The sequence below is a fragment of the Burkholderia sp. E168m15 genome (assembly GCF_016586105.1).
GTDB lineage: Bacteria > Pseudomonadota > Gammaproteobacteria > Burkholderiales > Burkholderiaceae > Burkholderia > Burkholderia orbicola.
Genome location: NZ_BCPO01000037.1, coordinates 57,355 through 68,053, shown reverse-complemented (window position 1 = coordinate 68,053; position 10,699 = coordinate 57,355). Strand labels below are relative to the sequence as shown.

The 10,699-nt window shown below is 68.8% G+C and carries 9 protein-coding genes and 1 pseudogene; 7 read left to right on the top strand and 3 right to left on the bottom strand.

Annotated elements, in window-relative coordinates:
- From JMF86_RS06870 to JMF86_RS06860, 3 genes and pseudogenes are all read left to right on the top strand, one after another.
- A pseudogene (locus JMF86_RS06870) lies at positions 1-135 on the top strand (DUF2069 domain-containing protein); the annotation flags it as partial.
- Positions 136-153: 18 nt separating this feature from the next.
- Positions 154-1,575 (top strand): FAD-binding oxidoreductase, encoded by a 1,422-nt coding sequence (locus JMF86_RS06865; RefSeq protein WP_124468218.1) that lies wholly within the window; start codon positions 154-156, stop codon positions 1,573-1,575.
- Positions 1,576-1,600: 25 nt separating this feature from the next.
- The gene (locus tag JMF86_RS06860; protein WP_201316848.1) at positions 1,601-2,431 is read left to right on the top strand and encodes a metallophosphoesterase; all 831 of its coding nucleotides are present in this window, start codon (positions 1,601-1,603) and stop codon (positions 2,429-2,431) included.
- Positions 2,432-2,489: 58 nt separating this feature from the next.
- Here the strand turns inward: JMF86_RS06860 and JMF86_RS06855 are convergent, their stop codons facing one another.
- Both JMF86_RS06855 and JMF86_RS06850 read right to left on the bottom strand, forming a co-directional pair.
- Positions 2,490-2,642, bottom strand: a complete 153-nt coding sequence (locus JMF86_RS06855) for a hypothetical protein (RefSeq protein WP_006476208.1) — start codon at positions 2,640-2,642, stop codon at positions 2,490-2,492.
- A 117-nt stretch (positions 2,643-2,759) separates the two neighbouring features.
- Entirely contained in the window at positions 2,760-3,701 is a 942-nt protein-coding gene (locus JMF86_RS06850; RefSeq protein WP_006485634.1) for a LysR family transcriptional regulator, read from the bottom strand.
- A gap of 157 nt (positions 3,702-3,858) precedes the next feature.
- Between JMF86_RS06850 and JMF86_RS06845 the strand changes: the two genes are divergently transcribed.
- Genes JMF86_RS06845 through JMF86_RS06830 form a run of 4 tightly spaced genes read left to right on the top strand, consistent with a single transcriptional unit; the run spans position 3,859 to position 8,743 of the window.
- Positions 3,859-5,436, top strand: a complete 1,578-nt coding sequence (locus JMF86_RS06845) for an efflux transporter outer membrane subunit (RefSeq protein WP_080289200.1) — start codon at positions 3,859-3,861, stop codon at positions 5,434-5,436.
- A gap of 14 nt (positions 5,437-5,450) precedes the next feature.
- Positions 5,451-7,655, top strand: a complete 2,205-nt coding sequence (locus JMF86_RS06840; protein WP_006476211.1) for an FUSC family protein — start codon at positions 5,451-5,453, stop codon at positions 7,653-7,655.
- Positions 7,652-7,855 (top strand): DUF1656 domain-containing protein, encoded by a 204-nt coding sequence (locus tag JMF86_RS06835; protein WP_006476212.1) that lies wholly within the window; start codon positions 7,652-7,654, stop codon positions 7,853-7,855. Before JMF86_RS06840 ends, JMF86_RS06835 begins: the two co-directional genes overlap by 4 nt.
- Positions 7,856-7,867: 12 nt before the next feature.
- The gene (locus tag JMF86_RS06830) at positions 7,868-8,743 is read left to right on the top strand and encodes an HlyD family secretion protein (protein ID WP_011545225.1); all 876 of its coding nucleotides are present in this window, start codon (positions 7,868-7,870) and stop codon (positions 8,741-8,743) included.
- Positions 8,744-8,764: 21 nt separating this feature from the next.
- On the opposite strand, the gene JMF86_RS06825 is transcribed toward JMF86_RS06830, so the two are convergent.
- Complete coding sequence (locus JMF86_RS06825; RefSeq protein ID WP_201316847.1) at positions 8,765-10,438, bottom strand: methyl-accepting chemotaxis protein; 1,674 nt, start codon at positions 10,436-10,438, stop codon at positions 8,765-8,767.
- Positions 10,439-10,699: the final 261 nt, after the last annotated feature.

The following is a 10,699-nucleotide window of genomic DNA, read 5'->3' as shown; positions in this document are numbered from 1 at the left end:
GGCATGTCCGATCGCGGGCTGTCCGCGACGCTCGGCTGGTGCGAGACCGCGCTTGCCGTCGGCTTCTTCGTGGCGGCGCTGGCTTACGTCGCGCCGTTCAAGCGCGCGGCGAAAAAACCGCGCGCCACGTCCTGACCCTTACGCGACAAGGTGATGATGTCCTCCGAAGCTTTCGTTTCCGCGTGCCGCGACGCGATCGGCGCCGATCACGTTCTGACCGATCCGCACGATACCGAACCGTTCCTGACCGACTGGCGCCGCCGCTACAAGGGCGCGGCGTGCGCGGTGCTGAGGCCCGCGAACACGGCGGAAGTCGCCGCGCTCGTGAAGCTCGCCAACGCGCACGGCGTCGCGCTCGTGCCGCAGGGCGGCAACACGGGCCTCGCCGGCGGCGCGACGCCCGATGCGAGCGGCAGCCAGGCCGTGCTGAGCCTGGCGCGCCTGAACCGCGTACGCGCGCTCGATCCGCACAACAACACGATCACCGTCGAAGCCGGCGTGATCCTCGCCGACGTGCAGGCGCGCGCCCGCGAAGGCGGCCGGCTGTTCGCGCTGAGCCTCGCGGCGGAAGGCAGCTGCACGATCGGCGGCAACCTGTCGACCAATGCGGGCGGCACCGCGGTGCTGCGCTACGGCAACGCGCGGGAGCTGTGCCTCGGGCTCGAGGTCGTGACGCCGCAGGGCGAGATCTGGGACGGGCTGCGCGGACTGCGCAAGGACAACACCGGCTACGACCTGCGCGACCTGTTCATCGGCGCCGAAGGCACGCTCGGGATCATCACGGCGGCCGTGATGAAGCTGCATCCGCTGCCGGCCGCGCAGGTCACAGCGCTGGCCGCGCTCGAATCGCCGCACGCGGCGCTCGATTTCCTCGCGCTCGCGCAGCGCGCGGCCGGGCCGCTGCTGACCGGCTTCGAGCTGATGTCGGATTTCTGCATGCAGCTGGTGGGCAAGCACTATCCGCAACTGCGCTATCCGTTCGCGCAGACGCATGCGCAAACGGTGCTGCTGGAGCTGTCCGACAACGAAAGCGAAGCGCATGCGCGCGCACTGTTCGAGAAGCTGATGGAAGACGCGTTCGAGGCCGGGCTCGTGGTCGACGCGGTAGTCGCGGAGAACCTCGCGCAATCGCGCGCGTTCTGGGACCTGCGCGAGCACATCCCGCTCGCGCAGGCCGACGAAGGGCTCAACATCAAGCACGACATCGCGGTGCCGATCTCGTCGATCGCACGCTTCATCGACGAGACCGACGCGGCGATCCAGCAGGCCGCGCCGGGCGCGCGCATGGTCACGTTCGGCCACCTCGGCGACGGCAACCTGCACTACAACGTGCAGACGCCCGAAGGTGGCGATCCGAAGGCGTTCCTCGCGGAATTCCAGAAGCCGATCAACCGGATCGTCTACGACAACGTGCACCGCCATCACGGCACGATCAGCGCGGAGCACGGCATCGGCCAGTTGAAGATCGACGACGCGCAACGCTACAAGTCGCCGGTCGAAACCACGCTGATGCGCACGCTGAAGACCGCGCTCGACCCGCGCGGCCTGATGAATCCCGGCAAGGTCCTGCGCTGACGCCGCCTACTCAGGAGCCAAGCCCGTGAAAGTCCGCGTCCTGTCCGACCTGCATCTCGAAAACAACCTGCCCGACGCGATCCCGCATGCCGATGCGGATCTCGTCGTGCTGGCCGGCGACATCCACAATCACGCGGAAGGCCTGCGCTGGGCCGCCGAGACGTTCGACCCGGCGGTGCCGGTGGTCTACGTGCCGGGCAACCACGAGTACTACGACGGGGAATTCGGCGCGCTGGAGACGGCGATGCGCGACGCGGCGCATGCGCTCGACAACGTGCATTACCTGAACAACGGCGTCTACGTCGATCCCGCTCAACGCTTCCGCGTGCTGGGCACGACGCTCTGGGCCGATTTTTCGCTGTTCGGCCGGGACGAAGCCAGCGTCGCGCGTGCGATCGACGCCGCGCTGCGGGTGATGCTCGATTTCAAGGGACTGATCCAGGTGACGTGGCCGCACGACGCGACATTGCGTACGGCAGCGGGGGCGCCGGAACGGGATTTCGCGCCGGCCGACGCCATTGCGCTCCATCTGCAAGGCCGTGCATGGCTGGAAACGCAACTGGCGGCGCCGTTCGCGGGCAAGACGATCGTCGTCACCCATCATGCGCCGCACCGGCGCTCGCTGGCGGAACGCTATGCGGAGGATCTGGCGTCGGCGGGGTTCGTCACGGACATGGCGGCACTGGTGCGACCGCCGGTGGATCTGTGGCTGCACGGCCACACGCATACGTCATTCGACTACGTGGCGGACGGCGGCACGCGCGTGGTGTGCAATCCGCGCGGCTACCTTCACCGGCGCACCGGCGAATGGGAAAACCCCGCGTTCGCGTGGGACAAGGTCGTCGTGCTCGGCTGAGCGCCGGCCCGGGCGACCGCGTGGCGCGGCCTTGCCCGTCTGAAGCGTGACGGCGGGATCAGCGGCCGGGGCGGCGCGGCTCGCGCACGCGGACCGGCACGGGCTTCATCTGCGCCTTCGCCTTCATCGCACGCAGCAGGTCGCGGGTCGCCGCCGCGGCGGCAGCCGCGCCCAGCAGGACGCCAAGGCCGATCATCAGGTGCGTATCCATCGCTACTCCGGTGTGGTGTATCTCGTTAATTCCAACAGTATCAAACTGTCTGACACACGTTCGTAAAAAAATGTTGCGTGAAGGACAAATCTCGTCAGATGGCGGCCGACCGCGCGGTCATGTCGCACGCGTGTACTGTTCGAGCGCCGCTTCGTCGGCTTCGAGCGTGAGCGGCAGCTCTTCGCGCAGGAAATCGACCCAGGTCCGGATTTTCGCGTCGAGGTACTGGCGCGACGGATACAGCGCATAGATGTTCATCACGTGCGACCGGTACTCGGGCATCACGCGCACGATGTGCCCGCTGCGCAGCCAGCCGATCGCCGAATAGAGCGGCAGCCCGCCTACCCCCATTCCCTCCCGCACGGCCACCGCGAGCGCCTCCGCGACGTTCACGCGGAACGGCGGCGCCGTGATCGGCACGACCTCGTCGCCGTTCGGCCCCGCCAGCGCCCACTCGTCGAAGTGAAAGCCCGGCGCGACCATCCCGAGGCACACGTGCTGTGCGAGATCGGCCGGCCGCTGCGGCACGCCGTGCGACTCGACATAACCCGGCGATGCGCACACGACGCTGTAGCTCTCGCCGAGCCGCTGCGACACGAGCCCCGAATCGGGCAGATCGCGGCCGACGACGATCGCGACGTCGTAGCCCTCGTCGAGCAGGTCGGGCATCCGCTGCGCGAGCGTCAGCTCGACGTGCACGTCCGGATAGCGCTCGCGATAGCGCGCGATGGCCGGCACCAGATAGTGCTGGCCGAGGCTCGTGAAGCAATGGACCTTCAGCTTGCCGGACGGACGCGCGTGCGCGTCGCCCGCCTCGGCTTCGGCCTGGTCGACGTAAGCGAGGATCTGTTCGCAGCGCTGCAGATAGCGCTCGCCCGCTTCGGTCAGTGCGATCCGGCGCGTCGTGCGGTTCAGGAGACGCGTGCGCAGGTGGGCCTCGAGATCCGAGACCGCGCGCGACGCGTAGGCGGTGGTCGAATTCATCTGCTGGGCGGCCGCGGTAAAGCTTCCCGCGTCCACCACGCGGACGAATACCCGCATGTTTTGTAGCGTATCCATCCCATTACCCGTTTGAATCCGGAGGGATTGTTGCACAGGGTCCAACAAATATTATCTCAGGATTCGTAAAAATGACTTGCACCGTTGTCCGTTTATTCAGGAATCACTGAAAAATATAATCGCCTCCGACTCATCTATATCCGAAAGGGAGAAAATCGTGCAGTCTCCGGCGACAAAAGGGACGCTCGCACTGGCGGTTCTTGCAGTCTCATTAATAATGGCCGGTTGCGCGAGCATGGGCGACAACAAAACCCAGTCCACTCGCATAGAAGCGAACGCACTCGACGCCGGCGCGGCCATCCGCGCGGCCGACCGAGACGCGGGCTGGCCCGCCGCCGACTGGTGGCGCGCGTACCGTGATCCCCAGCTCGATGCATGGATCGCCGCCGCCCAGGCCGGCAACCCGACCCTCGCGGCCGCCGAGGCCCGCGTGCGCGAAGCGCAGGCGATGGCGCGCGTCGCCCGCTCGGCCGAACTGCCGCAGATCAACGGCAACCTGTCGCTGATGCGCCAGCACTGGCCGGACAACGTGTACTACGGCCCGGGGCCGCTCGCGAACGCCGACACCTGGAACAATACCGGCTCGCTCGGCCTGTCGTACCACCTCGATCTGTGGGGCAAGGACAAGAACGCGACCGAGCGGGCGCTCGACACCGCGCATGCGACCGCCGCCGACGCGCGCGCGGCCAAGCTCGAACTCGAAGTCAACGTGGTGCGCGCGTATGTCGGCATGTCGATGAACTACGCGCTGCTGGACCTCGCGCACGAGACGTTCGAACGCCAGCGCTCGCTCGCCGATCTCGCCCGCAAGCGGCTGCAGGCCGGCCTCGGCACGCAGCTCGACGTAAGCCAGGCGGAATCGACGCTGCCCGACTACGAGCGCCAGATCGACAGCTACGAAGAGGCGATCCAGCTCGCGCGCCACCAGCTCGCCGCACTGGCCGGCAAGGGCCCGGGCGCCGGCGACACCATCAAGCGGCCGCAGCTTGCGCTCGATGCGCCGGCCGGCCTGCCGTCGGCGATGCCGGCCGACCTGCTCGGCCGCCGCCCCGACGTCGTCGCGGCGCGCTGGACGGTCGACGCGCAGGCGCGCGGCATCGACGTCGCGAAGGCGTCGTTCTACCCGAACATCGACCTGCTCGCGACGGTCGGCGGCTTCGGCGTGACCGCGCCGTTCACCGACTTCCTGCGCGCGATGAACGGCGGCTGGACGGCCGGCCCCGCGCTGTCGCTGCCGATCTTCGAAGGCGGTCGGCTGCGGGCGCAGCTCGGCGCCGCGAACGCCGGCTACGACCAGGCGGTCGAGCGCTACAACCAGACGATCGTCGGCGCGCTCAAGGACATCGCCGACCAGGTCGTGCGAATCCGCTCGCTCGATACGCAGAAGAAGGACGCCGCGCGCTCGGTGGCGGCCAACAATCGCAGCTATCAACTGTCGCGCGAAGGCTTCCGCCGCGGGCTGACCGATTACGTGAACGTGCTGGTCGCGCAACAGCAACTGCTGCGCGCGCAGGAGACGGCCGCCCGCATCGACGCGGAACGCCTCGCCGCGCACGCGCAGTTGATGGCCGCGCTCGGGGGTGGGGTCGAGACGGGTACCGATGTGCCGAAGGACGAAGCCGCCGCCGCGGTTGCCGCGCCCGCCGCCGCATCGGGCACGAAGCCCGCGGCAGCCGTCGCCCGGCCCGCGGAAGTCGCTACCACCGGCGCGTCCGGCGTGCCGGCCGCACGGTAACGCGGAGCGTCGCCATGTCAGCCTCCTCCCCCGCTTCAACGCCCGCCGGCGGCCCGTTCGCGGCCTGGTATGCCGCATTCGGCGACTGGGCTCGCACCGACGGCGCCGCGTGGCTCTATCTGTTCAAGGCGCTGCTCGCCGCGTTCATCGCGACCGGCGTGTCGATGCGGCTCGACCTGCCCGCGCCAAAAACGGCGATGACGACGGTGTTCATCGTGATGCAGCCGCAAAGCGGCGCGGTGCTCGCGAAAAGCTTCTATCGCGTCGCCGGCACGATCTTCGGATTGATCGCGACGCTCACCTTCGTCGGGCTGTTCCCGCAGCAGCCGCAGCTGTTCCTGCTGGCGGTCGCGCTGTGGGTCGCCCTGTGCACGGCCGGCGCCGCGCGCAACCGCAACTTCCGCAGCTACGGCTTCCTGCTGGCCGGCTACACGACCGCGCTGATCGGGCTGCCTGCGTCGCAACACCCGGACGGTGCGTTCATGAGCGCAATGACGCGCGTGGCCGAAATCATGGTCGGGATCGTGTCGGCCGGCGTGGTCAGCGCCCTCGTGTTTCCGCGGACCACCGGCGAGCAGATGCGCACGACGGTGCGCAAGCGCTTCGGCAGCTTCGTCGACTACGTCGCGGCGGCGCTGTCGGGCCAGCTCGACCGCGCGCATATCGAAACCATCCACACGCGCTTCGTCGCCGACGTGGTCGGGTTCGAGGCCGCGCGCAGCATGGCCGTGTTCGAGGACCCGGACACGCGGATGCGCAGCGGCCGCCTTGCGCGGCTGAACAGCGAGTTCATGAGCGCGTCGAGCCGCTTCCATGCGCTGCACCAATTGATGAACCGGCTGCATGCGGCCGGCGCGCAGGCCGCGATCGACGCGATCGAGCCGTACTTTCGCGAGATCGCCCCGCTGCTGCTGACGCCAGCCGGCGAACCGGTACGCACGTCGGCCGATGCCGGCCACGCGGCCACGCAACTGCTCGCGTGGCGCGACGCGCTGCCGCGCCGCATCCGCGCGACGCGCGCGGCGCTCGAAACGCAGCCGGACTTTCCGCTGCTCGACTTCGATACAGCCGCCGAACTGCTGTACCGCTTCATCACCGACCTGCACGAATACGCGGCCACCTACGCGTCGCTGTCGAGCGCGACGCACGAACGCGAACGCTGGATCGAGCGCTACGAGCCGCGCACCAATGCGACGGCGATGGTGATCGCGGCGATTCGCACCGCGACCGTGATCCTCGTGCTCGGCTGGTTCTGGATCGAGACCGCGTGGCCGAGCGGCGTGACGATGACGCTGACTGCGGCAGCCACCTGCGCGCTCGCGTCGTCGACGCCGCGCCCCACCGCAATGTCCGCGCAGATGGGCATGGGCACGGCGCTCGCCGTCTGCACGGGCTTCCTGCTGACGTTCGGCATCTATCCGCACATCGACGGCTTCCCGCTGCTGTGCGTCGCGCTGGCGCCGCTGCTCGCGATCGGCATCTTCATGACGCTGAAGCCGAAGCTCGCCGGCTACGGGATGGGCTACCTGATCTTCTTCAGCTTCCTCGCCGGCCCGGACAACATCACGCACTACGATCCGACCAGCTTCATGAACGATTCGCTCGCGCTCGTGCTGGCGATGCTGGCGTCGGCGATCGCGTTCGCGGTGCTGTTCCCGCCGACCGCGCCGTGGCACAAGAAGCGGCTGTTCGCGGACTTGCGCCACCAGGCCGTCGCGGCCGGCCACGCGCGGCTCGCGGGTTTGCGCACGCGCTTCGAAAGCGGCGCGCGCGACCTGATGTACCAGGCGCACACGCTGTCGGCCGACCAGCCCGACGTGCAGCGCGACGCGCTGCGCTGGATGTTCGCGGTGCTCGAAACCGGTAACGCGACGATCGACCTGCGTCACGAGCTCGCGACGCTGCCGGCCGACCCGCGCTATGCGCCGGCGATGCCGTGGCGGCGCGCGATCGACACGATGCGCACCGCGCTGTCGGCATTGTTCACCCGGCCGAGCGCCGCGCGTTTCGACGCGACGCTCGCCGCGACCAATGCGGCGATCGACGCGACCCGGCAAACGCTCGATGCGGTCGAGCCGTCGCGCGACGAGCGCCACCGGCTGCAGCGCATCCTGAGCCACCTGCATTTCGTGCGGACCGCGCTGCTCGACCCGGAATCGCCGCTCGAGCCGCTCAACCGCAACCGCCCCGTGCATCCCCAACCAGGAGCCTCGTCATGATGCCGCGTGAAATCGCCATTCTCGATGCCTACATGCCGACGGTGGTGCTGATGTTCGTCCTCGGCGCGATCGCGACCTGGGCTGTCGACCGCCTGCTCGCCTATACGGGCCTCTACCGTCTCGTCTGGCACCCGTCGCTGTTCCGGGCCTGCCTTCTCGTCTGCATTTGCGGCGGACTGAGTCTTGCCGTTTACCGTTGATTCCGAACCATCATGATTCTCAGAAAACTCTTCGGCTTCGTCGCGACCGCCATCATCCTTCTCGTCGCGATCCTGATCGGGCGCTCGCTGTGGGTGCACTACATGGACGATCCGTGGACGCGCGACGGGCGCGTGCGCGCCGAGATCGTCAACGTCGCGCCGGACGTGTCGGGCGCGATCGTCGAGCTGCCCGTGCATGACAACCAGCTCGTGAAAAAAGGCGACCTGATCATGCAGATCGACCCGTCGCACTACCAGATCGCGGTCGAGCAGGCGCAGGCGGCGGTGGCCGCCCGCCGCGCGGAACTGCAGATGCGCCGCGACGACGCGGCCCGCCGCGCGGACCTCGATGCGCTCGTCGTGTCGAAGGAAAACCGCGAAAATGCCGCGCACAGCGCATCGAGTGCCGACGCGCAGTATCAGCAGGCGCTCGCCGCGCTCGACGCCGCGAAGCTCAACCTCGAGCGCACGCGCGTCGTCGCGCCGGTCGACGGCTACATCACGAACCTGCAGACCTTCAAGGGCAACTACGCGGTGGCCGGCCAGGCAAAGCTCGCGATCGTCGACAGCCACTCGTTCTGGGTCTACGGCTACTTCGAGGAAACCAAGCTGCCGCGCGTGAAGATCGGCGCACCGGCCGAAATGCGGCTGATGAGCGGCGGCGTGATGAAGGGCCACGTGGAAAGCATCTCGCGCGGTATCTACGATCGCGACAACCCGCAAAGCCGCGACCTCGTCGCCGACGTGAACCCGACCTTCAACTGGGTGCGCCTCGCGCAGCGCGTGCCGGTACGCATCAAGATCGACGAAGTGCCGGCCGACGTGGTGCTGTCGGCGGGCACGACCTGCACGGTCATCATCGATCCCGACAAGCAGAAGAAGTCGTAATCGCCGGGGCGTGCCGCACGCTCAGTGCGCGATGCGGAAACGCCCGACCAGCGCCTTCAGCGCCTGAGCCTGCTCGTCGAGCGCGTTCGCGGCAGCCGCCGCCTGCTCGACGAGCGCCGCGTTCTGCTGGGTGCCGGCATCCATCTGTGTGACCGCGCGGCCGATCTCGTCGATCCCCGCGCTCTGCTCGTCCGACGCCGCCGAAATCTCGCCGATGATGTCGGTCACGCGCTTGACCGCGCGCACCACGTCGCCCATCGTGCGGCCCGCGTCGTGCGCGAGCGCCGCGCCGTTCGCCACGCGCTCGACCGACGCGCCGATCAATTCCCGAATCTCCTTGGCCGCGGTCGCCGAGCGCTGCGCGAGCAATCGCACCTCGCCGGCGACCACCGAGAAGCCGCGCCCCTGCTCACCGGCGCGCGCGGCCTCGACTGCCGCGTTCAACGCGAGAATATTGGTCTGGAACGCGATCCCCTCGATCGTGCCGATGATGTCGCGAATGTTCTTCGCGCTGTCGTCGATCTCGCTCATCGTCGCGACCACCCGGCCGACGACTTCCCCGCCCGTCTCCGCGACCGCCGACGCATTGGCCGCGAGCGTGCTCGCCTGCCGCGCGTTCTCGGCGTTCTGCCGCACGGTCGACGTGAGTTGCTCCATGCTGGCCGCGGTGCGCTCGAGTGCGACGGCCTGCTGCTCGGTGCGCCGCGACAGGTCGAGATTGCCGGTGGAGATTTCGCCGGACGCGGCCGCGATGGCCTCGGCGCTCACCGCGATCTCGCCCACGGTGGCCGCGAGCCCAGTCTGCATCTCGGCCAGCGCGCGCACCATGCTGTCGCGGTCGTGGCGGGCGAGCGTGATCGGCCGCGTCAGGTCGCCGCGCGCGATATCCGCGGCAATCTCCTTCGCGAGCGCGGGCTCGCCGCCGAGCTGCGACGCGAGGCGCCGCACGACGCGCTCGGCAATCACGACGGCCAGCACGATCAGCGCGGCCGTCATCGCCGCGATCATCGCGAACGACGACGAAAAAATGGTGGCGGACGCATCGAGCGTCGCCTTCGACTTCTCGCCGCGCGTCTTCACGAGTTCGGCGACGAGTTTTTCGAGCTTGCCGGTTTCGACCAGCAGTGACACGTCCTGCGTGCCGACCTGCCAGTTCATCTGCGACAGGTCGAGCGGCTGCGCGCGCACCAGCGTGACGAAATCGCGCAGATGCGTGCTCCACGTGCCGACCGCCGTCGAGAAGGTGCGCAGCCGCGCCGAATCGCCGGCATCGTCCGGATCGGCATAGCGCTGCAGCGTGCCGAGCGCCTGGCCGATCGACGCGAGCCCCGCGCTCACCTCGGCGCCGAGTTCGTCGCGCTCCTTCGCGGTGGTCGCGGTCAGCAGCATTTTCTGCGCGCGGCTCGCGCGCAACACCTCGGCCCGCACTTCCGCCGCCGCGCGGCTCGCGACGTGGCCCTGCTCGTAGACCGACGCGATCGACGCGTTCAGCCGGCTGATCTGCCACAGCGAGAACACGCCGATCGCGAGCGTGCCGACCAGCAGGATCGCGAACGCGGCGCGCAACGTCGCCTTGACGGTCCACGGCCGGCGCGTACGACGCGCCGCGCGCGTGCGCCGAGCGGTGCGGCCGGCGGCAACGGCGGGTGCGGCGGCGGCCGCACCGGGCTGTGGATGCAAAGATGCTGCTTTCATCGAACTATCCCCGTATGGATCACGCTGCCGGAAAGGTCGGTCCCGGCGGTCCCGCGATGGCAGGCCATGCCGCGCGTCCTGCGCCCGCCCGGCGGGTAGCCGGTGCGGGGCGCGGCGCGCCTGTTGTCATTGGGTCGTTCTACGGCCGCCACCGCCGTTTCTTGAGTCCGGAAAAACACGCACCGGGCCCCGGCGCGGCCCGGCTGAAGGACGGACGCGCCGCCAGCGTTATACCTGTCCAAAAAAGGACGCACCGACCGA

Bases quoted from the DNA above. Each gene is read 5' to 3' on its own strand.
- JMF86_RS06835 (WP_006476212.1), top strand. From the start codon at position 7,652: ATGATGCCGCGTGAAATCGCCATTCTCGATGCCTACATGCCGACGGTG.
- JMF86_RS06830 (WP_011545225.1), top strand. From the start codon at position 7,868: ATGATTCTCAGAAAACTCTTCGGCTTCGTCGCGACCGCCATCATCCTT.
- JMF86_RS06865 (WP_124468218.1), top strand. From the start codon at position 154: ATGATGTCCTCCGAAGCTTTCGTTTCCGCGTGCCGCGACGCGATCGGC.
- JMF86_RS06855 (WP_006476208.1), bottom strand. From the start codon at position 2,642: ATGGATACGCACCTGATGATCGGCCTTGGCGTCCTGCTGGGCGCGGCT.
- JMF86_RS06840 (WP_006476211.1), top strand. From the start codon at position 5,451: ATGTCAGCCTCCTCCCCCGCTTCAACGCCCGCCGGCGGCCCGTTCGCG.
- JMF86_RS06850 (WP_006485634.1), bottom strand. From the start codon at position 3,701: ATGGATACGCTACAAAACATGCGGGTATTCGTCCGCGTGGTGGACGCG.
- JMF86_RS06825 (WP_201316847.1), bottom strand. From the start codon at position 10,438: ATGAAAGCAGCATCTTTGCATCCACAGCCCGGTGCGGCCGCCGCCGCA.